Origin of the sequence: Collinsella aerofaciens, assembly GCF_015556945.1 — a bacterium.
GTDB lineage: Bacteria > Actinomycetota > Coriobacteriia > Coriobacteriales > Coriobacteriaceae > Collinsella > Collinsella aerofaciens_AO.
In genome coordinates this window covers 1-25,516 of record NZ_JADNNH010000003.1, presented here as the reverse complement: position 1 = coordinate 25,516, position 25,516 = coordinate 1, and the positions used below count along the sequence as shown (strand labels likewise).

The 25,516-nt window shown below is 60.7% G+C and carries 21 protein-coding genes; 15 read left to right on the top strand and 6 right to left on the bottom strand.

Annotated features, from left to right (window positions below):
* Positions 1 to 110: 110 nt before the first annotated feature.
* Complete coding sequence (locus I2F59_RS01505; RefSeq protein ID WP_195503010.1) at positions 111 to 686, top strand: hypothetical protein; 576 nt, start codon at positions 111 to 113, stop codon at positions 684 to 686.
* Between the two features lie 64 nt (positions 687 to 750).
* Here I2F59_RS01505 and I2F59_RS01500 read toward each other — a convergent pair whose 3' ends face one another.
* Together I2F59_RS01500 and I2F59_RS01495 are read right to left on the bottom strand one after the other, a co-directional pair.
* On the bottom strand, positions 751 to 2,028 hold the full coding sequence (locus tag I2F59_RS01500) for a sensor histidine kinase (RefSeq protein WP_195503009.1): 1,278 nt from the start codon (positions 2,026 to 2,028) through the stop codon (positions 751 to 753).
* Positions 2,028 to 2,750 (bottom strand): LytR/AlgR family response regulator transcription factor, encoded by a 723-nt coding sequence (locus I2F59_RS01495; RefSeq protein ID WP_195503008.1) that lies wholly within the window; start codon positions 2,748 to 2,750, stop codon positions 2,028 to 2,030. The genes I2F59_RS01500 and I2F59_RS01495 overlap by 1 nt, the downstream gene beginning before the upstream one ends.
* A gap of 292 nt (positions 2,751 to 3,042) precedes the next feature.
* Here I2F59_RS01495 and nadA point away from each other — a divergent pair, with 292 nt between their 5' ends.
* From nadA to I2F59_RS01475, 4 genes are read left to right on the top strand one after another with little or no spacing between them, the layout of a single operon-like run.
* Positions 3,043 to 4,068 carry a quinolinate synthase NadA gene (gene nadA / locus I2F59_RS01490; protein WP_117583639.1) on the top strand — a complete coding sequence of 342 codons (1,026 nt, stop codon included), beginning with the start codon at positions 3,043 to 3,045 and terminating at the stop codon, positions 4,066 to 4,068.
* A 56-nt stretch (positions 4,069 to 4,124) separates the two neighbouring features.
* Positions 4,125 to 5,501 carry an L-aspartate oxidase gene (locus tag I2F59_RS01485; protein ID WP_271755728.1) on the top strand — a complete coding sequence of 459 codons (1,377 nt, stop codon included), beginning with the start codon at positions 4,125 to 4,127 and terminating at the stop codon, positions 5,499 to 5,501.
* A gap of 3 nt (positions 5,502 to 5,504) precedes the next feature.
* Positions 5,505 to 6,365: a carboxylating nicotinate-nucleotide diphosphorylase gene (gene nadC / locus I2F59_RS01480; protein WP_195503007.1), complete on the top strand. Its 861-nt coding sequence runs from the start codon at positions 5,505 to 5,507 to the stop codon at positions 6,363 to 6,365.
* On the top strand, positions 6,365 to 6,910 hold the full coding sequence (locus tag I2F59_RS01475; RefSeq protein ID WP_195503005.1) for a transcription repressor NadR: 546 nt from the start codon (positions 6,365 to 6,367) through the stop codon (positions 6,908 to 6,910). Before nadC ends, I2F59_RS01475 begins: the two co-directional genes overlap by 1 nt.
* A 175-nt stretch (positions 6,911 to 7,085) precedes the next feature.
* On the opposite strand, the gene I2F59_RS01470 is transcribed toward I2F59_RS01475, so the two are convergent.
* The gene (locus I2F59_RS01470) at positions 7,086 to 7,337 is read right to left on the bottom strand and encodes an indolepyruvate ferredoxin oxidoreductase subunit alpha (RefSeq protein ID WP_158564522.1); all 252 of its coding nucleotides are present in this window, start codon (positions 7,335 to 7,337) and stop codon (positions 7,086 to 7,088) included.
* Between the two features lie 592 nt (positions 7,338 to 7,929).
* On the opposite strand from I2F59_RS01470, the gene dnaK reads away from it, so the two are divergent.
* From dnaK to I2F59_RS01440, 6 genes are all read left to right on the top strand, one after another.
* Entirely contained in the window at positions 7,930 to 9,822 is a 1,893-nt protein-coding gene (dnaK, locus tag I2F59_RS01465) for a molecular chaperone DnaK (RefSeq protein ID WP_195503003.1), read from the top strand.
* Positions 9,823 to 9,824: 2 nt separating this feature from the next.
* A complete protein-coding gene (locus I2F59_RS01460; RefSeq protein ID WP_152067935.1) occupies positions 9,825 to 10,667 on the top strand; it encodes a nucleotide exchange factor GrpE in 843 nt (280 codons plus the stop codon).
* Positions 10,668 to 10,774: 107 nt separating this feature from the next.
* Entirely contained in the window at positions 10,775 to 11,740 is a 966-nt protein-coding gene (locus I2F59_RS01455; protein WP_195503000.1) for a DnaJ C-terminal domain-containing protein, read from the top strand.
* Positions 11,741 to 11,812: 72 nt separating this feature from the next.
* On the top strand, positions 11,813 to 12,229 hold the full coding sequence (locus I2F59_RS01450; RefSeq protein ID WP_006235210.1) for a heat shock protein transcriptional repressor HspR: 417 nt from the start codon (positions 11,813 to 11,815) through the stop codon (positions 12,227 to 12,229).
* Between the two features lie 430 nt (positions 12,230 to 12,659).
* Complete coding sequence (locus tag I2F59_RS01445) at positions 12,660 to 14,960, top strand: hydratase (protein WP_195502998.1); 2,301 nt, start codon at positions 12,660 to 12,662, stop codon at positions 14,958 to 14,960.
* Positions 14,961 to 15,209: 249 nt separating this feature from the next.
* Positions 15,210 to 15,899, top strand: coding sequence for a hypothetical protein (locus tag I2F59_RS01440; protein ID WP_195502996.1), 690 nt, complete (start codon positions 15,210 to 15,212; stop codon positions 15,897 to 15,899).
* A gap of 375 nt (positions 15,900 to 16,274) precedes the next feature.
* Here I2F59_RS01440 and I2F59_RS01435 read toward each other — a convergent pair whose 3' ends face one another.
* Positions 16,275 to 16,943, bottom strand: a complete 669-nt coding sequence (locus I2F59_RS01435; protein ID WP_195502995.1) for a hypothetical protein — start codon at positions 16,941 to 16,943, stop codon at positions 16,275 to 16,277.
* A 219-nt stretch (positions 16,944 to 17,162) separates the two neighbouring features.
* Here I2F59_RS01435 and I2F59_RS01430 point away from each other — a divergent pair, with 219 nt between their 5' ends.
* From I2F59_RS01430 to I2F59_RS01415, 4 genes are all read left to right on the top strand, one after another.
* Positions 17,163 to 17,849 carry a hypothetical protein gene (locus I2F59_RS01430; protein ID WP_195502994.1) on the top strand — a complete coding sequence of 229 codons (687 nt, stop codon included), beginning with the start codon at positions 17,163 to 17,165 and terminating at the stop codon, positions 17,847 to 17,849.
* A gap of 446 nt (positions 17,850 to 18,295) precedes the next feature.
* Entirely contained in the window at positions 18,296 to 20,923 is a 2,628-nt protein-coding gene (clpB, locus tag I2F59_RS01425; RefSeq protein WP_195502993.1) for an ATP-dependent chaperone ClpB, read from the top strand.
* 135 nt (positions 20,924 to 21,058) lie between these two features.
* The gene (locus tag I2F59_RS01420) at positions 21,059 to 21,241 is read left to right on the top strand and encodes a hypothetical protein (RefSeq protein WP_229065270.1); all 183 of its coding nucleotides are present in this window, start codon (positions 21,059 to 21,061) and stop codon (positions 21,239 to 21,241) included.
* A 199-nt stretch (positions 21,242 to 21,440) separates the two neighbouring features.
* Positions 21,441 to 22,793: an ATP-binding protein gene (locus I2F59_RS01415; protein WP_195502991.1), complete on the top strand. Its 1,353-nt coding sequence runs from the start codon at positions 21,441 to 21,443 to the stop codon at positions 22,791 to 22,793.
* Between the two features lie 51 nt (positions 22,794 to 22,844).
* Here I2F59_RS01415 and I2F59_RS01410 read toward each other — a convergent pair whose 3' ends face one another.
* Together I2F59_RS01410 and I2F59_RS01405 are read right to left on the bottom strand one after the other, a co-directional pair.
* Positions 22,845 to 24,344 (bottom strand): hypothetical protein, encoded by a 1,500-nt coding sequence (locus I2F59_RS01410; protein WP_195502990.1) that lies wholly within the window; start codon positions 24,342 to 24,344, stop codon positions 22,845 to 22,847.
* A gap of 227 nt (positions 24,345 to 24,571) precedes the next feature.
* Positions 24,572 to 25,435, bottom strand: a complete 864-nt coding sequence (locus I2F59_RS01405; protein WP_229065269.1) for a DUF5692 family protein — start codon at positions 25,433 to 25,435, stop codon at positions 24,572 to 24,574.
* Between the last annotated feature and the right edge of the window lie 81 nt (positions 25,436 to 25,516).

Sequence of the window (25,516 nt, the reverse complement as noted above, 5' to 3'; positions counted from 1 at the left end):
CGGCCGCGTAAAACTCAGTACGACCGTGCTTATACCCAACAGCCCGCAAAGCAACCACTCACGGGCGGCTCTTTTATATAATGGTGGGCACGCAAACGATTGGAGAGCACATGTCCACGTCACAAAGCCAGAAAAAAGAAGCTATCGCTCAGGCCGCCGAGCAGGAGCTCGCATCGCTTGTGGGCCGTGGCGTGCGCATCGCGGGCAACGCGTGCTCGCGGATCGTGCTGGTCAAAGGTGATTTGGATGATGCCGAGCGCTCGGGCGGCGAACTTGCCGCCGGCGCGGATGGCGCCGCATTGCGCAAGGCGCTCGGGGCAATCGGTTACGCGCCCGAAGAGTTTTGTGTGCTGGCGAGTGTTGCCGGCGCGGGCGACGGAGCTGTGACGGTGGGCCATGCCCTGCCGTGCGACCTGTTCCGCGAGGCGCTTGAGGCTCTGGATCCCGAGGCGGTGCTGCTGCTCGATAACAGCGCGGCCGATGTCATGCGCGAAACCTACGCCGATATGCTCGTGGCGATTGATGACTTCGACACCGCCATGCTCAAGCCCGGCCTGGTCGCCCATGTGCAGGGCCGCCGCGTGCTCGCGCTCGATGGCTTTGAGGCGGCGCTGACCGACAAGGCGGCCAAGCAGCGCATGTGGGCCTACATCAAGCAGCTGACCCCGCCGGCCGCTCCGCTGTAGCGGATTGGCGTCGGCGAGCGATTGCCTGGCGGGCAAACCACGCCGCAAGATCGGCGCCGCACTTCTACACCACAGCGCGCAGCTCAAACCGATCGCCGTTAATGCGGAACTGGCAGTTGCCGTTCATGCGCTCCACGGCAAGTTTGATGCTCTTGGTGCCAAAGCCGTGGCCCGCATGCTGGGTTATAGGAATGCCGTCGACCATGCGCGGCGCGCGGTCAAACGTGTTGGAAACTAACAGCAGCAGCTGACCGTCCTCCAATCGCAGGTCAAAGTCGACGAATCGCTTTCCTTGGGGCGCGGCGCTTGCGGCGGTGATAGCGTTTTCCAAGGCATTTGAGAGCACGCTAAACAGGTCGGCGTCACCTACATGGATGGTTTCGGGTACGGCGGCGCGCAGGTTGGCGGTAATGCCGTTTCTATTAATTTCCGAGTTAAATGACGAAAGCGCAATGTTTACGGTCTCGTTGGCGCAGAAGCGGCGTACGGCGGTGCGGTCGCCGGCTTCGCAGAGTTCGTCGATGCGTTTGAGCGCCTCGTCGGTGTGGCCCTCCTCAATCAAAGCGGCCAGACCGCGTAGGAAGTGGCGCATATCGTGGCGAAGAATCGACAGCTCGCGCCCAGATTGACGCCAGGCCTCGAGCTCTTTGATGGCGGCGCTGTCGCGGGTTTCGAGCATCCAGCGCTCTCGCTCGGCGGTTTCCTTTTCTTCGTATTCGCGCAGGTAAACGGCAAGAAACATAAGATAGAAGGCACAGAACGCAAATGCCAAAAACTCAACCGTTACCACCGAGCCCGAGTGGAACAGCGTGGTGTAGACGTTGGTGGCATAGTCAAAGACGTAATAGACGAGCGGCAGGATTAAAAGGATGCCCAGCTCGGTGGTGCTTTTAATCGCCAAGCGCGGACCGATGTCGCCGGCCCAATGCAACAGGACGGCAAAGACGGCGAGTGTGGTCGCGATACGCGCCAGATAGTACGCGATCTGCGAATCGGTTGCGGCAAAGGCGGCGATGCCCATCCAGTTGCTGAACTGACAGCTCAGATAGGCGCTGGTAATGCCGAGCACGGCAAGCAGCGGGCTCAGGCGGTAGCGCGCGCACAAATAGATGACGAGCGGCAGATGTACGACGAGCGGATATACCTGGCGGGCGAAAAGCTCGCCGCCGACGGCATTGGCGAGGCCAAATGCGCATCCAGTTACGGCACCGACCAGCACCAGTTCAAGCGCATGACGCCGGTTGATCTCGATACCGCACAGCGCCGCCGAGGCAAAGACGCCAAAGAGCAGCGTCGTGGCGTGGTGGATTGCCCAAAGGATCATTTCGACCGAGGAGACCATCAGTGTCTCCCACCCTCAAAGCGCGCCGCAAAGTAGGCGTCTTGGAATCCCTGCTTGCAGCTGCGCGAAAGCGGGATGCACGCGCCCGAGCGCATGACGATGTCCGTGCGGTCAAAGTGATCGATATTGCGCAGGTTGACCTGGTAGCTGCGGTGGCATTTAAAGAAGACCGCGTTTTGCTCCAAGCGGTCCTCGACGCTGCGGAACGACTCGAGTGCCTCGATATCGCGTCCGTCGCGCAGGTGGAAGACCACGTGCTTGTTGCGCGCCTCGGCATATTCGATGTCGGACAGGCGCAAGGCGTGGTAGCCAAAGGAAGTTTTGATCACGAGCTCGTCGGTTGCCGCCGGGCGCATGCTCGAAAGCTCGTCGAGTAATCGCGCCAGGCGTTCGTAAGTCACGGGCTTGAGCAGATAGTCGAAGGCGCGGACCTCGTAGGATTCCAGCGCGAACTCGGGCGACGAGGTGAGGAACACCAGGCGCACGGCGGTGTCGGCCTGGCGCAGTTCGCGTGCGGTGTCCATGCCGTTGACGAGCGGCATGATCATATCGAGCAAGATGATGTCGGCGCGCGATGCGGCATGGCGGGCCAGCAGGTCCTCGCCGCGCGTGACGAGCGCAACATCGACCGCCGTGCCCGTCTCGGTCGACCAACGGTCGATCATCCGGTGCAGTCTATCTAGAAAAGCGACATCATCGTCGCAGGCAATAATCTTGAGCATTCGGCCCCCTTAAGTAGTTCGATTTTGCCACATCGGGCACGCGCCGCTTGCGGGGGTGCGGACCGTTTGCGCCCCACGGCGTGCAGCTCGCGCCAAGCGGTGTTGCGGTGGCGAAAGATGCCTCCTGCGCTATCGAAAGCCCGGCTATCCTCAGCTTGCCAGTTCGAAAATGGACTTGCCGCATGATTGAATTTTTATTTCAACTTTACACCTAGGTTTACAGCTGTCTTGTCAGCTGTAAACCTAGGTGTCATACTAAAGCCCCAAGATTCGCCAAAAGAGAGGGGCCTTGATGGCACAGAGCGCGAACATGGATGCGTCGGAGCTTGCACGCGATATCGCGGCCGGCCTGGCATCGGCAACGACGGCAACGGAGCGCGCGGCACTGGTGCCCGCAGAGCTCGTCGAGGCCATTCAGCAGCTAAAAACCCAACGTGACGCGGTGATCCTGGCGCACTATTACGTGGCGCCCGAGGTGCAGGCCGTGGCTGATTACGTCGGCGACAGCTTCTACCTGGCAAAGCTCGCCAAGAGCCTGCCGCAGCAGACTATCGTGCTGTGCGGCGTGGAGTTTATGGGCGAGAGCGCCAAACTGCTCAATCCCACTAAGACCGTGCTGCTGCCCGAGCCGGGCGCGGACTGCCCCATGGCGCACATGGTCAAGCGCGAGACAGTCGATGCAGCGCGCGCCGAGTACGGTGACGACCTTGCCGTGGTCTGCTACGTCAACTCCACGGTCGAGATCAAGAGCTGGAGCGACGTGTGCGTCACCAGCTCCAACGCCGTTAAGATCGTGTCCGAGCTGCCGCAGCAGCATATCCTGTTCATTCCCGACCAAAACTTGGGCCGCTTCGTAGCCGAGCAGGTGCCGCAAAAGCACGTCATCCTCAACAACGGCTACTGCCCGCGCCATCACATCATCACCGTCGAGCAGATCGTCGACGCGACGGAGGCCCACCCCGACGCGCTCGTGCTGGCGCACCCCGAGTGCAAGGCCGACGTCCTGGCCGAGGCCGACTACATCGGCTCCACCGCCGGCATCATCAAGTATGCCGAGGAGTCCGACGCGAGCGAGTTCATTATCGTGACGGTTCGCGGCGTGCTCTACGAGCTCGAGCGCCGCTGCCAGGGCACCGGCAAGAAGTTCTACTTCCCCGCGGTGCAGCCCACCTGCGTCAACATGGACCTCATCACGCTCGAAAAGCTCGTGCGCTGCCTGGAGACGGGCGAGGGCGAGGTGCAGATCGGCGTCTCGGACGAGGCGGCAGACCAGGCCAAGCTCACGCTCGACCGTATGCTCGAGTACGCAGCGCGCTAGAACAATGTGACATGAGGGGCAGTCCCTTATGCCACATTACAAGGGAGAGGATTCCTGTGGAAACCAAGCAATACCCCGATATGGAGTGCGATGTCGTCATTGCCGGCTGCGGCGTGGCGGGCCTGTACGCGGCCCTCAATCTGCCGACGAGCACGCGCGTGATCATGCTTTCCAAGGGCGCGGTCGACGAGTGCGATTCGATGCTCGCGCAGGGCGGCATCTGCGTGCTGCCCGAGGGCTCGGACTACGATGCCTTCTTTGAGGACACCATGCACGCCGGCCACTACGAGAACCGCCGCGAGAGCGTCGACATCATGATCCGCTCGAGCCGCTCGGTCATCAACGACCTGCTGGCCATGGGCGTGGACTTTGAGCGCAAGGCCGACGGTAGCCTCGACTTTACCCGCGAGGGCGCGCACAGCCGTCCGCGAATTGCCTTCCATGCCGACATTACGGGCAAGGAGATCACGACCAAGCTGCTCCAGGCCGTTCGCAAGCTGGATAACGTGCAGATTTTGGAGCACGTGGCCATGACCGACATTCTAACGGGCGAGCGTGACGGCGCCACGGTGTGCACCGGCGTCGTCGCCGTTCCCGTGGACGAGGACAACTCGCTTCGTCCCGCCGACGAGCTGGCAAATGTCGCCGAGGGCGTGCATGCCGGCGAGCTGTTTAAGATCCATGCCCGCCATACGCTGTGGGCGACGGGCGGCATCGGCGGCGTATACGACCATTCGACCAACTACCCGCAGCTCACCGGCGACGCCTGCTACATCGCGCAGGAGCACGGCATTACAATGGAGCATCTGGACTACGTGCAGATTCACCCTACGGGACTGTTCTCGCCGCAGCCGGGCCGCACCTTCCTGATCAGCGAGAGCTGCCGCGGCGAGGGCGCGATTCTGCTCAACGCTGCCGGCGAGCGCTTTACCGACGAGCTGCAGCCGCGCGACGTGGTCGCCGCCGCTATTCGCGAGCAGATGAAGCAGGACGGCACCGAGCACGAGTGGCTGAGCTTTGCCCCCGTCGAGCGCGACGTGGTGACCGGGCACTTCGCCAACATCCGCGCGCGCTGCTTGGAGGACGGTCGCGACATCCTGGATGAGCCCATCCCCGTCACGCCCACGCAGCACTACTTTATGGGCGGCGTGTGGGTTGACAAGGACGGCCGCACCTCGATGCCCGAGCTCTACGCCGCCGGCGAGACGGCCTGCAACGGCGTTCACGGCAAGAATCGCCTAGCTTCCAACAGCCTGCTCGAGTCCCTAGTCTGGGGTCGTCGCGCTGCTTGGCGTATGCGCACTGGCGAGTCGCTGGCCGTGGAGGAGGCCGGCGAGCCCGCGCTCGATGGCCGTCATCGCGCCCTGAGCGCCGATACCCTGGCAATCGATGATCTGGCCCGTGCCGCCGGCACGCAGGCCGTGGAGGAGTAGACCATGAATCCCATTACTATGAAACTCGTCGTCGATGATCTGATCCTGCAGGCCCTGCGCGAGGACATTACGTTTGAGGACGTGAGCACGGCGAGCGTGTGCCCCACGGCGCGCCCCGCCACGGTGGAGCTTATCGCCAAGGCCGATGGCATCATCGCGGGCTTGGACGTGTTCGCTCGCACCTTTGAGCTGCTGGATCCGCAGAGCTCGGTGCTGTTTGATGTCGTCGATGGCGATGAGGTGCACGCCGGCGACCACGTGGGCCAGGTGCGCGGCGACGCGCGAGTGCTGCTTTCGGGCGAGCGCGTGGCGCTCAACTATCTGCAGCGTATGAGCGGTATCGCCACCTACACGCACAACATGGCAGCGGCGCTCGAGGGTACCAAGACCGTGCTTGTCGACACACGCAAGACCACACCGGGCATGCGCGTCTTCGAGAAGGCCGCGGTCGAGATCGGTGGCGGCAGCAACCACCGCTACAACCTGTCGACGGCTGTCATGCTCAAGGACAACCATATCGACGCCGCCGGTGGTGTGACGCGTGCGATCGAGATGGCACGCGCCCACGCATCGTTTACCACGACGGTCGAGATCGAGTGCGAGAACCTGAGCATGGTGCGCGAGGCCGTGGAGGCCGGTGCCGACATCATCATGCTCGACAACATGACCCACGATGACATGGCTGCCGCGATTGAGCTTATCGCCGGTCGCGCCAAGACCGAGTGCTCGGGCAACGTGGACGCCAACAATATCCGCGCCCTGGCCGATCTGGGCGTTGACTTTATCAGCTCGGGGGCGTTGACGCACTCTGCGCCGATTCTCGACCTCTCGCTTAAGCATCTGCGTCTGCTGGACGGTAAATAATGAACGCCCGCGAGCGCCGCCGTGCCATCATGGGCGTGCTCGAGGAAGCCAGGGAGCCCGTTTCGGGCAGCGCACTTGCCCGCGAGGTTGGCGTGAGCCGTCAGGTCGTGGTTCAGGATATTGCCCTGTTGCGTGCCGATGGGCACGATGTCGTGGCAACCAACCGTGGTTATGTGCTGCAGGAGGCCCCCAGCAGCCCCGCCGTGCCCACGCGCTTGGTCAAGGTTCGCCATAGCGTGGAGCAGGCAGGCGATGAGCTCACGAGTATCGTCGACGTCGGCGGCGCCGTGCTCAACGTGATCGTCAATCACCGCGTGTACGGTAAGATCACGGCCGACCTGGACATCCGCAATCGTCGCGATGTTGAGCGCTACCTGCACGATATCGAGAGCGGCAAGAGCTTTCCACTACTAACGGTGACGAGCGGCTATCACTTCCATCGCATTGCGGCGGAGGACGAACAGACCCTCGACGAGATCGAGGCGATGCTCAAGGAGAAGGGCTACCTTGCCGATTTAATGCCCTACGAGGATGATTTGTCCTAGCCCGACACCGTCTTTATAAGTTGCGGTGAAATAGTTCCTACAATCGGCACCTAAGCAATGAGCCAGGAACTATTCCACCGCAACTGCCCACATATGCAAAAGGAGGCCTCCGCGGCGATGCGGAGGCCTCCTTTTTGTGCACGGTGTACTTGTGAGTGCGCAAGTGGGGGAGTTGTTACTCCTCGACGATCTCGGTGATCGCGCCAGCGGGGCAAGCGTCCTGGCAAGCGCCACAGGCGACGCAGGAGTCCTCGTCAGCGACGGTAGCGACGTCCTGGAGCTCCAGAACGCCAGCGGGGCAGGAGTCGACGCAAACGCCACAAGCGATGCACTCGTCGGCATCAATTACGGGATGAGCCATGGTAGTTTCCTCTCTGTTGACCGACGCTACAGGCGATGCGCGTCGGTTTGATTCGGGCAAAAACATACCACGGGAGCGACCGTTTGCAATACCCTCTGACCGGCATCTTCATACCGTTCGCCGAGTATGCCAAGGTTTACTAAAAAATGCGCAGGTGGGGCCGTTGAGCTGCGCAAATGTTAGCTAAAGGTGACTTGAAATATAGGGCGATTGAGCGTGCTTGCGGAAACCGCATCCCATTATTTTGTCGAAAAACGGGTTGCAGTTTCCGGTTAGGCCCGCTAGCGGAAAATGCGAGCCGGTATCAGCTCTCAAAACGGGATACGGTTTCCAGTTGAGCCTTCAGACGGAAACTGCGACCCGGAATCCACGCTCAAACCGGGATGAGCTTTCCGCAAGACGGCCCCCAGGCACCCCCGGACGCAAACCTCAGCCATCTCTACATAGATCTCGATAGATCTGCCCAGAACTCAAACAGCGCGTCTACCTGCATATTTGCGAACCTAAACTCTTGGCAATAAGAAATCTTATATGAATTGACTTAGATTTTGTATATTCCGGCCCATAAGGGGATACACTACATCCTGAAAGACAAGCCGAAACACCGCTTGGCAGACCGCCGAGTCGGTGCAAACGCACAAGAGAGAGGGAATTTCTAATGAGTAAGATTCTTGGTATCGACCTTGGTACTACCAACTCCGCCATGGCCGTCCTTGAGGGCGGTTCTCCGACCATCATCGTAAACGCTGAAGGCGACCGCACCACCCCGTCCGTCGTGGGCTTCCGTGCCGACGGTGACCGCGTTGTGGGTAAGGCCGCTAAGAACCAGGCGGTCACCAACCCCAAGAACACCGTGTTCTCTATCAAGCGCTTCATGGGCCGCAAGTACTCCGAGTGCACCTCCGAGATCAAGACCGTGCCGTATGAGGTCAAGGAGGGCCAGGGTGGCCGTGCCGTCGTCGACATCGAGGGCAAGGACTACACCGCCGAGCAGGTGAGCGCCATGGTGCTCGCCAAGATGAAGGCCGACGCCGAGAAGTATCTGGGCGAGACCGTCACCGACGCCGTCATCACCGTCCCGGCCTACTTCAACGACGCCCAGCGTCAGGCCACCAAGGATGCCGGTAAGATCGCCGGCCTCAACGTCAAGCGTATCGTCAACGAGCCGACCGCTGCTGCCCTGGCCTATGGTCTGGACAAGCAGGGCACCGACCAGCGCATCTTGGTCTTCGACCTGGGCGGCGGCACCTTCGACGTCTCCATCCTCGACCTCGCAGACGGCGTGTTTGAGGTTCTGTCCACCTCGGGCGACAACCACCTGGGCGGCGACGACTGGGATCAGCGCGTCATCGACTGGATGGCCGACAAGTTCCAGCAGGAGAACGGCGTCGATCTGCGTCAGGACCCCATGGCCCTGCAGCGTCTGAAGGAGGCCGCCGAGAACGCCAAGAAGGAGCTCTCCGCCGCCCAGCAGACCACCATCAACCTGCCGTTCATTACCATGAACCAGTCCGGCCCGCTGCACCTCAACTACACGCTGACCCGCGCCGAGTTCGAGAAGATCACCCGCGACCTGCTCGAGCGCTGCAAGCAGCCTGTCACCAATGCCCTGCGCGACGCCAAGCTTAAGCTCTCCGATCTGACCGAGGTCATCCTCGTCGGCGGCTCCACCCGTATGCCCGCCGTTCAGGAGCTCGTCAAGACCATGACCGGCAAGCAGCCCAACATGTCCGTGAACCCCGACGAGGTCGTTGCTGACGGCGCTGCCGTCCAGGGCGGCGTGCTCACCGGCGACGTCGAGGGCATCCTGCTGCTCGACGTTACCCCGCTGTCGCTGGGCGTCGAGACCATGGGCGGCATCATGACCAAGATGATCGACCGCAACACCACGATCCCGACCTCCAAGACCGAGGTCTACTCCACCGCTGCCGACAACCAGACCAGCGTCGAGATCAACGTGCTCCAGGGCGAGCGCGAGCTTGCCCGCGACAACAAGTCGCTCGGTAAGTTCCAGCTGACCGGTATCCCGGCTGCCCGTCGCGGCGTGCCGCAGATCGAGGTTACCTTCGACATCGACGCCAACGGCATCGTCAAGGTCTCCGCTAAGGACAAGGGCACCGGCAAGGAGCAGCAGATCACCATTTCCGGCTCCACCGCTCTGTCCGACGACGAAGTCGATCGTATGGTCAAGGACGCCGAGGCTCATGCCGAGGAGGACAAGAAGCAGAAGGAAGAGGTCGAGGTCCGCAACCAGACCGACAGCCTGTGCTACTCCACCGAGCAGACCCTCAACGAGCTGGGCGACAAGGTTTCCGCCGACGTGAAGTCCAAGGCCGAGGCCGCTATCGCCGACGCCAAGAAGGCGCTCGAGGGCTCTGACGTCGAGGCCATCAAGGCCGCCGGCGAGTCCCTGCAGTCCGTGGCCTACGAGCTGGCCCAGGTTGTCTACGCCGACGCTCAGCAGCAGACCGACGGTGCCGCCGACGCCCAGCCTGCCGACGATGACGTCGTCGACGCCGACTACGAGGTTGTGGACGACGAGGACAAATAATCATGTCCGCCCGTAAAGCTCGCACGGAGGCGGCCGCCGCTGGCGCCGCCCCCGTTGACTCTGAGGAGAAGGACGTGAAGATTCCCGTAGAGGCCGCAGACGTTACCGAGGCCAACGAGGCCCCGGCCGCCGAGGCTGCCGAGAACCAAGTAGAGGATTCCAACAAGGAGGCGACGATGACCGAGGACGAGATGGTGGAAGCCGCTATCCGCGCCGGTGAAGAAGCCGCCGACAACGACTTTAAGCTCAAGTTCGAGCAGGCTCAGAAAGAGCTTGCCGACGTGCGCAATGAGCTCGATGCTGCGGCAGAGGCTCAGAAGGCCGCCGAGGACAAGGCAAAGGACGCCACCGAGCGCACCGCCCGTCTGCAGGCCGACTGGGAGAACTTCCGTCGCCGCACCGCCAACGAGCGCATCGCCGAGCGCGAGCGCGCGACCGAGAAGCTTGTCACCGCGCTGTTGCCGGTGATCGACGATATCGAGCGCGCGATCGACCATGCCCGCAGCCAAGAGCTTTCTGACGACTTTAAGCAGTTCGTCGATGGCGTTGACGCGGTACATGCCAAGCTGCTCGACGTGTTTGCGCATGAGGGCGTTGAGCCCATCGACCCCAAGGGCGAGGCGTTCGATCCGCTCGAGCACCAGGCTGTGGGTCGCGTCGAGGACGCGTCGCAGTACGATGAGACCGTCAACGACGTGTACCAGAAGGGCTACCGCATGGCGGATCGCATCCTGCGTTCCGCGATGGTGACGGTGACCTACGGCGGCGAGAAACGCCCCGCACCGGAGCCCGAAGCGGCGCCCGAGGATGCTGCGGCCGATACGGCCGAGAGCACCGAGGAGTAATTGAGAAGGGCCCCGGGGCAACACCCGGGGCCCTTTCTGGCCTAGTGCCATATGAAAGCATGAGCCGCCGCCCGCTGGGCGGCGGATGAAACAGGAGAGGAGCTACGATGGCTGCAGGCAAAACCTTCTATGACATCCTGGGCGTATCCAAGAGCGCCTCCGACAAAGAGATCAAGAGCGCGTTTCGCAAGCTCGCGCAAAAATATCACCCCGATGCCGGCGGCGACGAGGCCAAGTTCAAGGAGATCAGCGAGGCCTACGAGACGCTTTCGGACGAGAAGAAGCGCAAAGAGTACGACCAGATGCTCATGTTTGGCGGCATGCCGGGCGCGGGCGGCGCGTATGGCGGCGGCTACGGTGCCGGCGCGGGTGCCAGCGGCTGGGGCGACATCTTCGACAGCATCTTTAGCGGCAACGGCGCCTGGGGCAGCGATTGGGGCTCGGGCTTTGCCGGGGCTGCGGGCGCTGCCGGTGCCGGCGCGGGTCGCAGCCGTGCTCGCAAGGGCGGCGACCTGTCGCTGACCGTCGATGTGACGGCCGAGGACGCGTTTCGCGGCGTGACGCACAAGGTCACCTATCGCATTCCCTCGACAGGCGAGCAGCAGACCATTACGGTCTCGGTGCCCGCGGGCGCGGTCGACGGCGGCAAGCTACGCTACAAGCGTCGCGGCGAGTATGGCGTTGCCGGCGGCGAGCGCGGCGACCTGGTCGTGACCACGCACGTGGAGGAGCATCCGCTGTTTAAGCGTAAAGGTGCCGACGTGACCATGGAGGTACCGGTCTCGGTCTATGAGGCGGCGCTCGGCTGCACGGTGGACGTGCCGACGCCCGGCGGCGCGACGGTTCGTCTGAAGGTGCCCGCTGGCACCCAGACGGGCAAGAAGTTCCGCTTTAAGGAGATGGGTGCGCCCGACGTTAAGCATCGCGGGCGTACCGGTGCACTGCTTGTCGAGATTAAGGTGCAGGTTCCCACGAACCTGTCTGATGACGAGCGCGATGCCATGACCAAGCTGCGCGAGGCCGACGCGCGCGACTATCGCGAGAAGGTCAACCGTTACAAGGCGACGTACTAGGGCGGTCGTGGCGCACGCCCGCGCCCGCGGGCTTATGATGGACGATAACGAGACGGAAAGGGGTCAGGTAGCATGGCCGAGGACAATAGGAACAAACCGCTGTACATGATCAGCGTGGCGGCCGAGCTGACCGGCATGCACCCGCAGACTCTGCGCGTCTACGAGTCCAAAGGCTTGGTGAATCCCCAGCGCTCGGGCGGCAACACGCGCCTGTATTCGCGTGCCGATATCGAGCGCTTGGAGCTCATCAACCAGCTGACCGACGAGGGTATCAACCTTGCCGGCGTGGTGCGCATCCTCGATATGAAGGAGCGTGCTGAGGAGCGCGAGCGCGAGAACGAAAAGCTTCGTGCCCGCGTGCGCCAGCTCGAGGACGAGCTGCACGAGTACAAGATGCAGAAGAAGATCACCGCCCTGGCCCCGCGCGACGGCTCGGTCAACCCCGAACAGGTCATGCGCAAACTTTTGGGCGCAGGCGGGGATTTGTAGTTACGCGGTTTTACCAACCCGCGTAACGGGCCGACGCTGCGCGACGTCCAGAGCGACAATTTGTCATTCAAAAGGCAAGGCATGACCAGAAGGTCTATGCCTTGCCTTTTTCATGCCAACTTGTTCGCTCTGGACGTCGCTCGCTGTCCGTCCTCTACCTGCGGCGTTGCCTTGCTCGCTCTGGTGGGCTTTCGCTGTCCGCGCCAAAACATCGGCGTTGTTATGGGTAGTCATTGGGGACGTTCTTAAATGACTAGTTGAAAGGGACACACTTGCACCAAATCCGCCGGTCCTGCACCGGGCTCGTCCTATGCTTTACCGAGATAAAGTGAACGTGTAGATTCGTAACCCGCTCGCAACCGTTCTATGGCACGATATTGAACGAATGTATGCTATGCGCCCAAATCTTTTGGGCAGAGTGGGAGACAGTATGGTCAAGCTGTACGAGGACGGCATCTACCTGCGTAACGGCAGCGAGGTTGTGCCTGAGGCCGAGGCCGCTGAGCGCGGCATTACGCAGACACCCGAGGATGCCAAGCGCGGCACCATCGCGTATTCGATCCTTCAGGCACACAATACGTCCGGCGACCCCGAGGCGCTCAAGATTCGCTTCGACGCCATGGCGAGCCACGACATCACCTTTGTCGGCATTATCCAGACGGCGCGTGCCTCGGGCATGGAGCAGTTCCCGCTGCCCTACGTGCTCACCAACTGCCATAACTCGCTGTGCGCCGTGGGAGGTACCATCAACGAGGACGACCATGTCTTTGGCCTCTCGGCTGCCAAGAAGCACGGCGGCATCTTCGTTCCGCCGCACATCGCCGTCATCCACTCCTTTATGCGTGAGAACTTCGCCGGTTGCGGCAAGATGATCCTGGGTTCCGACTCGCACACCCGCTACGGCGCCCTGGGCACCATGGCCGTGGGTGAGGGCGGCGGCGAGCTGGCAAAGCAGCTGCTGCGCGACACCTACGATGTCGCCTATCCCGGCGTCGTGGCCATCTACCTCACGGGTGCCCCGCGCCCCGGCGTCGGCCCGCACGATGTGGCGCTCGCCATCATCCGCGCTGTCTTTGCCAAGGGTTACGTTAAGAACAAGGTCATGGAGTTTGTGGGCCCGGGCATCGCGAACATGACGACCGATTACCGCAACGGCGTCGATGTCATGACCACCGAGACCACCTGCCTGTCGAGCATCTGGGCCACCGACGAGGACACGCACGCGTTTTTGACCATGCACGGCCGCGGCGAGGACTACCGCGAGCTCAAGCCCGCCGATGTTGCCTACTACGACGGCTGCGTCGAAGTCGATCTGTCGAGCATCAAGCCCATGATCGCGCTGCCGTTCCATCCTTCTAACGGCTTTGAGATCGACGAGCTCAACGAGAACCTCGAGGACATCCTGCATGAGGTGGAGCTCGAGGCCGCCAAGATCGGCGAGGGCAAGACGCACTTTAGCCTGCTCGACAAGATCGTCGACGGCAAGCTGCATGTGCAGCAGGGCGTTATCGCCGGCTGCTCGGGCGGCAACTACGACTCCGTGGTCCAGGCTGCCCGCGTGCTCAAGGGCGCCAACACCGGCTGCGGCGAGTTCTCGCTGTCGGTCTATCCCACAAGCCAGCCCGTGGCACTCGAGCTTACACGCCGCGGCTACATCTACGACCTTATGGAGGCCGGTGCGATCGTTCGCACGGCATTCTGCGGCCCGTGCTTCGGTGCCGGCGACACGCCCGCCAACAACGGCCTGTCCATCCGCCACACCACGCGCAATTTCCCCAACCGCGAGGGTTCCAAGCCGGGTAATGGCCAGCTGAGCGCCGTGGCCCTGATGGACGCCCGTTCCATTGCGGCGACGGCTGCCAACGGCGGCGTCCTGACGCCGGCGACCGACCTGCCCGAGGAGACTTGGGACGAGGCCTGCGAGTATACTTTTGACGACGCGCCGTACAAAAAGCGCGTGTACTGGGGCTTTGGCAAGGCGGAGCCTGCCGACGAGCTGGTCGAGGGTCCCAACATCAAGCCGTGGCCCGCGATGGAGCCGCTCGGCGACGATATCCTGCTCAAGGTGTGCTCCAAGATTATGGACCCGGTCACCACGACTGACGAGCTCATTCCCTCGGGCGAGACGAGCTCCTTCCGCTCCAACCCGCTGGGCCTGGCCGAGTTTACGCTGAGCCGCCGCGACCCTGCCTACGTGGGCCGCTCCAAGGAGGTCGACGCCGTGGAGAAGCGCCGCGTGGCTGGCGAGGCCGCGGGCGACCTGGCGGTGCTCGATGCCGAGCTCGCGGGCGTGTTTGAGGCGCTGGCCGGCGCGGGTGTCGCGGCAGATGCCAAGGCGACCGAGTACGGCTCCATGCTCTATGCCAAGAAGCCCGGTGACGGTTCCGCCCGCGAGCAAGCCGCGAGCTGTCAGCGCGTGATCGGCGGTCTGGCCAACATCGTCCACGAATACGCCACCAAGCGTTATCGCTCCAACGTGATGAACTGGGGCATGGTGCCCTTCCAGATGGAGGCCGAGCCCAACTTTGAGGTGGGCGACTACGTCTTTGTGCCGGGTATCCGTGCCGCACTCGATGGCGATCTAAAGAACATCGCTGCCTACGTTGTGCGCGCCGACGGCACGGCCGAGCAGATTGAGCTCTACATCGCCGATATGACGGCAGAGGAGCGCGCCGTCGTCAAGGCCGGCTGCCTGATCAACTACAACAAGTTCAAGGCCGCTGCCGAGTAACGCACATACTTGTCCGCCCCGGTTATACCTTTCCCTGCCGCTCACGCGCTTCGCGAGGGTCGCGTCAGAGAAAGGTATAACCGGGGCTACTTGTTAAGTGCTGCTCGTTGGGTCTTGAGGGCGCTAAAATCGAGGTTGCAACTCTCCTCTATGGGGGAGTGCGCCTTTGTTCATATGCTATCTAGAATTGACAGTATGAAGTTGGCGCTTTAAAGTGAGCTCAAAACACTCTCGTTTGTGGAGTTGAAGATGAAGCGTTGCACTTCTGTTTTGTTGCTGTTGGTGGCTTGCGTCGTCGCTGCTGCGGGCGTGGTCCTATTTGGCTCGCTTATCTTCTATGGGCCGAGTGGGGTTGAGCAGACGGTTGAGATGGCGTCCCTTGTTGCATCGATGCCCGGGCAAATGATTTCGGACGTTACAAAGCCCGATGAGATAACGCTCGATATCGAGGAAACGCCGGGCATTCTAAGCATAAGCAACTACCCCATGATTGAACTTGGCTCGTCTCGCTATACCAAGGACGAGAAGTTGTCCCGACAGGCGCTGGACTTGCTAAACGGGCGTTCGTTCAAACGCTGGGACGGTTGGGATGCCTATGAGCGCCGACGTGGTTCTGTGAACGGTGGCTACTATACAACGCTGAAGTTGTATTCATCTGATGGCAAACTGATGCGCACCGTTAACTACAATCCGGAATACGCAAAAGCCGGAGGTGGGGACGGCGTCTATATCCAAGATGGCGGCGTGACCTACATTCTTGAAGGCGACCAGCAGCAGGTGATCGATTTTTTGGATCGTTGCGTGATGGACGCGTACGACCAGACCTGCCTGCCCGACCCGCAGACTGCACGCGATGGTGGATCTGCTCGTACATGGCTATTCGAGGATGAGATGCCCTGGACCGCCGAATCGGGAAGCACGGGCTCGGCAAAAGAGTAGAGAACGCGACCACCACAAAGGTGCCCCTTTGCGGTGGTTTTCAGTCTGTCTCGATCTGTAACATCTGGGCCGTTAAAAGTGGGCTTGGTGTTGCAGATTTAGATTATCGATTCGGGTGTCTTCTGTTTATCTCGATCTGTAACAGGTGGACCCTTATTTGCCGAGTAGTTGTTACAGATTTAGATAAACGGGCGCCGCTGAGCATTTCATCTCAATCTGTAACATCTGGGGTCAAAAACGGCCGCTAGATGTTACAGATCGAGACAGATGAGCGCCGGAGTCGAAAATCACCACAAAGGTGCCTGTCCCCTTTGTGGTGGTGGGGGGCGGGCTCGATGTTATTGTGATCGCTGGGCAGCATTTTAATGAATGTCTCTACAGGATTTCATCTGGGGTGGCGGGTTTGGTTGTTTTGGGGATGCCGAGTTTGGATGACGCGAAATCGTCAACATTGTCCTTAATTCCGTCTTTGGTGTAGACAGTGACCGTATAGGTGCTGTGCCCGAATTCGCTCTTGTCGCGTGTCGCCCAGGCCTGCCAGTAGGCAGCCCCGCTTCGCCCTTGGATTTTTCCGACACGGCGGAGTTCTGTTCGCTTTAATTTCCGGTTGCTATAGATGGTTCGACCGGCTTCCGCGGTGAGCCCGCACTGTCCAAGCAGCTTGTCGAGGACTTGGTTCATGTGGCGCTCATCGGTGTTTGGTGCGTAGTCGTAGGCGAGGGTGATGGAGTCGAGTGGCTGGTCGTCGATCAGATAGTTTAGCGCCTGAGGGTCAAGGCAGAAATAAGGAGAGCATCCGTCGACCTGGCCGAGCAACGGTAACTTGGACTGCCAAAGTCCGGTGGGAATTCTATCTTCGTAGAAAACACCGCGGCAGATAAAGGAGAGCGAGGTGGCACGCGAGCCAGCGTCGACCATTCCGCATAAATCGAAGGGCGAGGCGATACCAAGGGAAAAGGGCGTGACGACGATAAAGAAGAACATCGCGATGGGTATGGCGAGAATGGCGATGACGTTGCGACCGGTGGAATGAGACGGCTTCATATGCGCTCCTCGAGACAAAGATCTGTTGAGGATAGGCAGAAATGGATATGTTCAGAGAACAATTCAAGTTTAATCTCATGGCGCGAGATGGTCGACCGTTAGCGTCGAAAACCGCCACAAAGGTGCCTGTCCCCTTTGTGGTGGTGAGGAGCGCGCGGCTTCTTTTGGTAATAGTGTTAGCTGGCGGTATCATTGGTGCAGGTGGCGAAGGTTTGCATTGTGGGGTGTTTTGCCGTGAGCCGTTTTGCCCGTATTGGATTGATTGTCTTGGCGCTTGCGATCGCTGTGGTTGGCGCGGGCGCTGTCGGTATGGCATTTCTACCTGCTGCGGTGACGGAGCCGGTGGTCAAGCCTGTGACTCAATCTGTCGAACTTCTGACCGGCGACGACAAGCCTGAGACCATTACCGTTGATTTTGATGAGCAACCGGCTGCGCTGGGCATTAGTAATTATCCACTTATTCAGCTTGGGGCTATGCGCTATACCACGGATTCTAGTCTGATCGACAGGGCGTCCGAGCTGCTCAAGGGCAAAACCTTTAAGCGCTGGTATGGATATGCATCCTATCGGGCAAAAGCGAACGACATGGTTGGCGGATGCCGCTCGTCCATCGAGTTGGACACCGCGAATGGCACTAAGTTATGTGATGTTTCGTACGATCCTGGCTACGAGGGCAATGAGGGGCCGGGTATCTACATCTTGGACGGCGATGTCGCCTATGTCATGGAGGGCAACCAGACCGAGCTCAACGATTTTATGGGTCAGTGCATTCAGGATGCCTATGAACAGACCTGCTTGCCCGACCCGCAGGCTGCACGCGATAGTGGGTCTGCCCGTACATGGTTGTTCGAGGATGAGATGTCCTGGAACGCCGAATCGGGAAGCACGGGTTCGGCGAAGGAGTAGAGACCGCGACCACCACAAAGGTGCCTGTCCTCTTTGTGGTGGTTTTCGGTCTGTCTCGATCTGTAACATCTTGGCCGCTAAAAGTGGGCCTGGTGTTACAGATTTAGATTTTCGATTCAGGTGTCTTCGTTCGTCTCGATTTGTAACAGTTAGACCCTAATTTGCCGAGTAGATGTTACAGATTGAGACAAACGGGCGCCGCTGGTCATTTCATCTTGATTTGTAACATCTGGAGCCATAAACAGCCGCTAGATGTTACAGATTGAGATAGTAAGGGGACGAGGCCGTAGCGGGTGAGCGCGCCTGCTCCCTATCTCTCAATCACTCAGAAAATCTTATATATAGAGACTTAGATTTATGTATAAGATCGTGCAAAGCTGGCAACAATACTTCTCGAACAACGTGAAGCCGCCCCGTAGGGCGGCCACCCCAAGAGAGGTGATTCCATGAGAATCGATAAGCTAGCAATGACGTCGCGCGAGGCGCTGCAAACCGCCATGAGCACGGCTGCCGACGCGCAGGCCGGCGCGGTGGAGCCGATTCACCTGCTGTCCGCCTTGCTCGGTGCCGGTGAGCGCAATATCTCTGTGATTATCGAGCGCATCGGTGCCGACCCGGCCCAGCTCGCACGCTCCACACAAGATGCCATCGACCACGCGCCTAAGGTTTCGGGCGAGGGTCAGCAGATGGGCTTGTCCAACGAGCTCGTTCGCGTCATCGAAAAGGCCGAGAAGAAGGCCACCAAGATGGGCGACAGCTTTGTGGTGACCGAGCATCTGCTGATGGCACTTGCCGAGGACAAGGGCGAGGCCGGCCGCGTTCTGCGCGACGCCGGCGTGACCAAGGAGCGCATCGAGCAGGTCTATGAGGAGCTGCGCGGCGATGACCGCGTGACGTCTGCCGAGGACAAGACTCAGTTTGAGGCGTTGGAGCAGTACGGTCGCAACATCTGCGATCTGGCCCGCGCCGGCAAGCTCGACCCGGTCATCGGCCGTACCGACGAGATCCGTCGTACTATTCAGGTCCTGTCCCGCCGCACCAAGAACAACCCCGTGCTCATAGGCGAGCCAGGCGTCGGCAAGACGGCCATCGTCGAGGGTATCGCCCAGCGTATCGTGGCCGGCGACGTGCCGAGCACCCTGCGCGACCGCGACCTTATCGAGCTCGACATGAGCGCGCTGGTCGCTGGCGCCAAGTACCGCGGCGAGTTCGAGGACCGCTTGAAGGCCGTGCTCAAAGAAGTGCAAAAATCCGAGGGCAAGGTCATCCTGTTCATCGATGAGCTCCACACCATCGTGGGCGCGGGTGCCACCGAGGGCTCTATGGACGCCGGCAACATCCTGAAGCCGGCGCTTGCCCGTGGCGACTTGCACGCGATCGGCGCGACCACGCTCGACGAGTACCGCAAGTACATTGAGAAGGACGCGGCGCTCGCCCGTCGTTTCCAGACCGTGATGGTGAGCGAGCCTACCGTCGAGGACACCATCTCGATTCTGCGTGGCCTCAAGGAGAAGTACGAGATCTTCCACGGCGTGCACATCACCGATAGCGCGCTCGTGGCCGCCGCCGATCTCTCCGATCGCTACATCGCCGACCGCTTTCTGCCCGACAAGGCCATCGACCTGGTCGACGAGGCCGCAAGCCGTCTGCGCATGGAGCTCGACAGCATGCCGGTCGAGATCGACGCCACCACGCGTCAGCTCACCCAGCTGCAGATCGAGGAACAGGCGCTCATGAAGGAGACCGATGATGCCTCCAAGGAGCGTCTGGAGGCCCTGCGCCAAGAGATTGCCGAGGTCCAAGAAAAGCTCAACGTGCAAAAGGCCGGTTGGCTCAACCAAAAGAACGCCATCGACCACGTGCAGGAGCTCAAGGGGCAGCTCGACGAGGCCAAGAGCGAAGAGGAGCGCGCGACGCGTAACGGCGACCTGGGCCGTGCGTCCGAGCTGCGCTACTCCGTGATTCCGGGCCTGCAGCAGCAGATTCAGGATTCCGAGGCTGCGCTCGAGGCACAAAAGCAGCAGGACGGCGAGGGCCTCAACGAGCAGGTGACCTCCGATGAGATCGCCGAGGTCGTGAGCGCCTGGACCGGCGTGCCCGTCTCCAAGATGATGCAGGGCGAGCTCGACAAGCTGAAGGGCTTGGAGGGCGAGCTGCATAAGCGCGTCATCGGCCAGGACGAGGCCGTCTCCGCCGTCGCCGCGGCCGTGCGCCGCAGCCGTGCGGGCCTCTCCGATCCGGACAAACCCATCGGCAGCTTCTTCTTCCTGGGCCCCACCGGCGTGGGCAAGACCGAGCTCGCCAAGGCGCTGGCCGAGTGCCTGTTCGACGACGAGCGCGCGCTCGTGCGTATCGACATGTCCGAGTACATGGAGAAGTTCAGCGTTCAGCGTCTGATTGGTGCGCCTCCGGGATACGTGGGCTACGACGAGGGCGGTCAGCTCACCGAGGCCGTGCGCCGCAGGCCCTACTCCGTGATCTTGCTCGACGAGATGGAGAAGGCTCACCCGGATGTATTCAACGTGCTGTTGCAGGTGCTCGATGACGGCCGTCTGACCGACGGTCAGGGTCGCCAGGTGTCCTTCAAGAACACGATCATCATCATGACGAGCAACGTGGGCTCTAAGGCTATCGCCGAGCTTTCGGGCAAGGACGAGGAGGAGATGCGCCATCAGGTCGACGCGGCCATGGCTCAGACCTTCCGCCCCGAGTTCCTCAACCGTATCGACGATATCGTGGTGTTCCATCCGCTCGGCATGGCGCAGATCGAGAAGATCGTCGACATCCAGCTCGCCGACGTCCGCGCACGTCTGGCAAAGGAGCGCATGACGCTTGCCATCACCCCAGCGGCCAAGCAGATGCTCGCCGTGGGCGGCCTGGACCCGGTCTTTGGCGCCCGTCCGCTCAAGCGCCTGGTGCAGCGCGAGGTCGTGGACGCCATCGCCGCCGCCATCATCGATGGTACGGTGCGCGAGGGCGATCAGGTGACGGTCGATGTCGACAAGGACGGCGGCTTTACCGTCGTGTGCGACAACACGCCGTCGGCCACCTACGAGGTCCCCGACGCCGAGTAGATTTTTGGGACATGCCTTAAAATCTACCAGCTCGTCTCTAAACGCCAAGGGCGACGGATCCAATTGGGTCCGTCGCCCTTTTTCGTGCGACAATCGATGATGTTGAACGTGAGTACATGGCAAGGAGATATGCAGATGAAAGACGAGAACAAGACGAACGCGCCGGCCCCCAAGCCTGCACCCGCCGTGCCTAAGCCGGCGCCCAAACCGCGCGACCCCTTCATTCGTGCCGAGAACGAGGACGACGACGGCTACGATCCCTACAGCGATCGCCGCCCCGAGCGCGAGCCCCTGTTCGAAGCCGATCCGTGGAACTAGGAAATGTCCTCTAGCTGACGGAACCGCGCGTTTCTGTCGGCTCGAGGCGTTCGTGTTAGGTCCCCTCAACTGTTCGGCATCCTTCGGGACAATGATAGAAAACTTGCTTAAGCATTAATCAAGTTAAACGAAATCTTGCTCTCTAGCTAATCAAGAAACAGTATAATCTTGATTAGCTAGAGAGCAAGATTGGAGAATCATGGCATTCAACGACTTGGTAGCCCAGAAAATAAAGGATTTTGAGCAGCAGGGGGTTCCTCAGGTCTTTGAGCGAGACCTTGATTTGGGAAACCCACAGAAGCCAAAGCGCGACAACATCGTAAATGTGATTGTGGGTGCCCGCCGTTGTGGAAAGACGTATCGCCTGTATCAGGAGATGCGACGGCTTCAGGGTCAAGGCGTCGAGCTTGACCGAATGCTTTACTTCAATTTTGAGGATGAGCGCTTGCGTCCGTATGAGCCATCGCTACTAGCGGACGTGCTCGATACATTCTATGCGCTGTATCCCGCTGCTCGAACCGAGGGCGCTTACATTTTCTTTGACGAGATTCAGGAAATTCCTGAATGGGGTGCGTTTCTGCGGCGTGTGGTCGATACGGAGAAAGCGACCGTCTATGTGACGGGATCTTCTTCTAAGATGCTGTCCTCGGAACTTAAGAGCGAGTTCAGGGGTCGTTCTCTTGTTCGAGAGCTTTTTCCGTTGAGTTTTTCGGAATACGTTCGATATAAGACGGGAAACGTTCCTGAGCAGGATGTGCCCTTTTCTCCGAGTGATGCAGCATTGCTTCGGCATCATCTGGCTGGATATCTTGAACGGGGTGGATTCATCGCGACGCTTGAGCAGACGCCTGCGGACGCGATTCAGCTGCTGCAGGAATATGCGTCGCGAACGGTCGCCATGGACATCGTTGAACGCTATGACGTCAAGAATCCTCGTTTGGCCTCGCTGTTCCTGACGCGATGTATGGCGTCTTCGGGACGAGAGCTGTCAGTGAACAAAGTGTACAACGAGTTCAAGAGTAGGCAGATACCCGTCAGCCGTAATTCGCTCAGTGCCCTACTTGAGTACTACGAGGACGCCTATCTGATGTTTTCTGTGCCAGAGTTCACGCGTTCACTTGCAAATAATATGCGGTCTACGTCTAAAGTCTACGCTGTCGATCCTGCGATGTTTGGAGCATTCTCTCCCGCATCGGCATTGGACCAGGGCCAGAGGCTTGAGACTGCAGTGTTCAATGCGCTCAGAAGAAGGACTCCCGCGGTGCGGACCGGTTCGGTCTGTCGCCTGCTGATCAAAGAGAAGAATAAAAGCCACGAGGTGGACTTTGTGGCTGGGGATGCACTTCTCATGCAGGCTTATAGCCTGATTCAGGTGAGCGCGGATATGGCAAGCGAGAAAACGCGCGCACGCGAAATAGCCGCCCTCGATGTCTCGATGGCCCAGTTCGATCTTGGCGAGTCGGCAATCGTTACCATGGATGAGCAGGCCGATATTCCATGCGAACACGGGGTAGTGCACGCTGTGCCCGCATGGAAGTGGCTCCTTACCTAATCATCTATAGATCCGTGGAGGCCAGGACCTCTTGGCCCCGCAGTGGGGCGGCTAGTCCTGGGCCTTGATGCTCGGCAGCATGATCTGGGCCAGGTAATCGGTCTCGAGCTTGGTCGCGGCATCTGCCTTGCCGTCTTTGCCGACCAGGTCGTTCTTGATCTGGCTGTACGTGTAGCGGTTGCCGGTCGTGAGCTCGACGAGCTCGATGGCCGTGTCCATGGGGTATTTGGAGACGGGGTCGCTCGTTTTGCCGTTAATGGTCTGCGCCACCACATACGGATAGACGGGCCCGCTGGCATAGACCGTGTAGCCGTTGCCCAGACTGACCGTGCCCAAAACCGTATCGCCGTCATCGGGCGTAAAAGTCTCGCCATCGCGCACGGCGACAAGGGTCACGAGCGGCGTGTTGACGTCGCCGTCCAGATAAATGCACAGTGTGCTGCCGTTTTGCCAGGTTGCGACCTTGCCATACCACTCAACCGGAATATCGAGCTGATACAGATTCGTCGCCTTGTGTCGAGCATCGGCATCGCGGGCAGACTGCGCCTCGCTTGCGCTCACGGCGTTGGCGGCAGCGTCGCGGCGGGCAATTGCGGCCTGCTGAAGTATCTTGGCGGCAGCGGCGGAGCTCGCGCCGCCCTCCTCGGCATACTTGGCGGCGGCGTCGATCTGGTCGTCGGTCACCGTATCCGCCGAAGGCACCTTGAGCTTAAAGGTGGCCTGGTCGCGCAAATCCTGGCCGTCGGCTTTCACCGTGACCTGCGCCTTGGTGGTCGGGACGGTGTAGATGGTTCCGTCCGCCGCGATGGGGGAGGCGGCGATGGAGAGCGTATAGTCGCCGGGCAGCAGCTTAATGCCGCGACCGCGCTCATCGACGTAGAGCGTCTCGCTCACGGAAGAACCGTCAGAATCCTGTCCACTCACCTGCACGGGAATCTTGGAGCCGGTAGAGCAGTCGAGCCCCGCGGCATGCACGCCAATCTGCACCGACATCATGGTGTGCGCATTGGCGGCGACAACGGCAGCCTGCTCTTGCTGATATCCGTTCCAGGCGGCATAGCCCGCGCCCCCGGCAACGAGCGCGACGGCTACAACGCCGGCCACCATCAGATTGCGGCGCTTGGGCGTCATCTTGCGATGGCGGTCTTCGGCTTCGCGCGCCGAGGGAACAGACGGAAGGGGAATATCACCCATGGCGATGGTCTCGTCTACGGCTGGCGCAGAGCCTAGGCCGGGGAGTTCGCGGGTGAGCGAGTCGTCGACAGGCAAGCTATCGAGCAGGACGGTTTCCTCGCTTGCGCCGGATTCGGGCTGGTCGTCCGCCTCGCCTTCGGAGCTCACGTGGTCGGCCTCGTCTTCGGCTGCCACAACGCTATCGTCTGCGTCCCGATCATCGGGTTGCGTCTCGTCGTCCGCCTTATCCTGCGCGTCGGCCCCCGCATCGTCAAACGCAATCTCGCCCAGCGCGATCCGGTCGAGGCTCTCCAGGGCCTCGGCACACGCTTCTGCATCTTGGGCCGCATCCTCGCGGCCCATCGTCTCATCGCTCATATATCCCCCAATGCAATATCGGCTCAACACTGTACCCAAAATCGATGCCATATAGAGCCGCCGCGCAATTAGAAACCCAATTTAATTTGAGAGCAAGCCCGGTCCAAAATTGTGGCAACAAAAAGCCCCCGGAACGCGAGCGAATCGCGTTCCGGGGGCTGCGTGAGGCATTGGATCGAAAGCCTGGCAAGTGGGACTATGCCCACGTGCCAACGACGACCAACGCGTTACTCGGCGTGTGCGTAATCAACCTTGGCGCGGCGAGCGGTGGCCTTCTCCCAATCGCTGGTGCCCTCAAAGACATCCTGCTTGTAGGGGTTGCGGCCGAGCTTCTTGGCGCGGTAGGCGATGTAGATGATCGCGGCGATGTTGGCGACCAGCGCGGCGATCGAGACCGCGGTAGCGGCGCCGGGGTCGAGCGTGGAGTGGGTCACAAAGATGGACTCCTCCTGGAAGTACGGGAACACCTGGGCAAACATGCACCAAATGGCCAGCGTAAAGGCGCGGTTCTGAATCCAGCCGCCCTTGTTCCAGATAAAGGCGGCGACGGTGGGCGCCAGCAGCAGCGCAAAGCCGCAGAACCAGGAGTGGGTGGGCAGGCAGTTGTAGGTGTAGCAGAAGTTCCAGATATCGTAGGCGATGATGTAGACCCAGGTCATGTCGGGCCACAGCATGTCGGTCTGATCCTCGGAGGCGTAGACGCTCCACCAACCGGTCATGCAGAAGATGTTGATGATACCTGCGATGCCGTTGAACACGTTGTTCCAGCCGGCCAGCTGCGTAGCACCTTCGGAAGTGACCCAGGTGGACTCGCCCAGGACAAAGAAGTGATAGGCGCTCTCAAAGTCGGACACGACGGCGATCATGATGTTGATGGCGACGATCACAAACGGCCATGCGCGGAACCAATGCGCCTTGCCGATCTTGCCCCACTGGTACTTAATGGCGATGAAGCCCCAGCAACCGGCCAGTGCCGCGTATACCTTGGCGTAATGGAACCAGCTGTTCTGATACACGTGGGTGGGGTTGGTGAGCGCCCACTCGGCGCCCTGTGAGACGCCCACGGCGATGGCGACGCAGTAGATGGTCATGGCCGATCGCGTCGGAAATGTTGGTGTAAGCGCGCCGACGGCTGACCGCCAAACGCAAGCGGCCCCTGTCCTAGAATCTGG

Coding starts and splice junctions, on each gene's coding strand:
- I2F59_RS01505 (WP_195503010.1), top strand. CDS start 111: ATGTCCACGTCACAAAGCCAGAAAAAAGAAGCTATCGCTCAGGCCGCC.
- I2F59_RS01500 (WP_195503009.1), bottom strand. CDS start 2,028: ATGGTCTCCTCGGTCGAAATGATCCTTTGGGCAATCCACCACGCCACG.
- I2F59_RS01495 (WP_195503008.1), bottom strand. CDS start 2,750: ATGCTCAAGATTATTGCCTGCGACGATGATGTCGCTTTTCTAGATAGA.
- nadA (WP_117583639.1), top strand. CDS start 3,043: ATGGCACAGAGCGCGAACATGGATGCGTCGGAGCTTGCACGCGATATC.
- nadC (WP_195503007.1), top strand. CDS start 5,505: ATGAATCCCATTACTATGAAACTCGTCGTCGATGATCTGATCCTGCAG.
- I2F59_RS01475 (WP_195503005.1), top strand. CDS start 6,365: ATGAACGCCCGCGAGCGCCGCCGTGCCATCATGGGCGTGCTCGAGGAA.
- I2F59_RS01470 (WP_158564522.1), bottom strand. CDS start 7,337: ATGTTTTTGCCCGAATCAAACCGACGCGCATCGCCTGTAGCGTCGGTC.
- dnaK (WP_195503003.1), top strand. CDS start 7,930: ATGAGTAAGATTCTTGGTATCGACCTTGGTACTACCAACTCCGCCATG.
- I2F59_RS01460 (WP_152067935.1), top strand. CDS start 9,825: ATGTCCGCCCGTAAAGCTCGCACGGAGGCGGCCGCCGCTGGCGCCGCC.
- I2F59_RS01455 (WP_195503000.1), top strand. CDS start 10,775: ATGGCTGCAGGCAAAACCTTCTATGACATCCTGGGCGTATCCAAGAGC.
- I2F59_RS01450 (WP_006235210.1), top strand. CDS start 11,813: ATGGCCGAGGACAATAGGAACAAACCGCTGTACATGATCAGCGTGGCG.
- I2F59_RS01445 (WP_195502998.1), top strand. CDS start 12,660: ATGGTCAAGCTGTACGAGGACGGCATCTACCTGCGTAACGGCAGCGAG.
- I2F59_RS01440 (WP_195502996.1), top strand. CDS start 15,210: ATGAAGCGTTGCACTTCTGTTTTGTTGCTGTTGGTGGCTTGCGTCGTC.
- I2F59_RS01435 (WP_195502995.1), bottom strand. CDS start 16,943: ATGAAGCCGTCTCATTCCACCGGTCGCAACGTCATCGCCATTCTCGCC.
- clpB (WP_195502993.1), top strand. CDS start 18,296: ATGAGAATCGATAAGCTAGCAATGACGTCGCGCGAGGCGCTGCAAACC.
- I2F59_RS01420 (WP_229065270.1), top strand. CDS start 21,059: ATGAAAGACGAGAACAAGACGAACGCGCCGGCCCCCAAGCCTGCACCC.
- I2F59_RS01415 (WP_195502991.1), top strand. CDS start 21,441: ATGGCATTCAACGACTTGGTAGCCCAGAAAATAAAGGATTTTGAGCAG.
- I2F59_RS01410 (WP_195502990.1), bottom strand. CDS start 24,344: ATGAGCGATGAGACGATGGGCCGCGAGGATGCGGCCCAAGATGCAGAA.
- I2F59_RS01405 (WP_229065269.1), bottom strand. CDS start 25,435: ATGACCATCTACTGCGTCGCCATCGCCGTGGGCGTCTCACAGGGCGCC.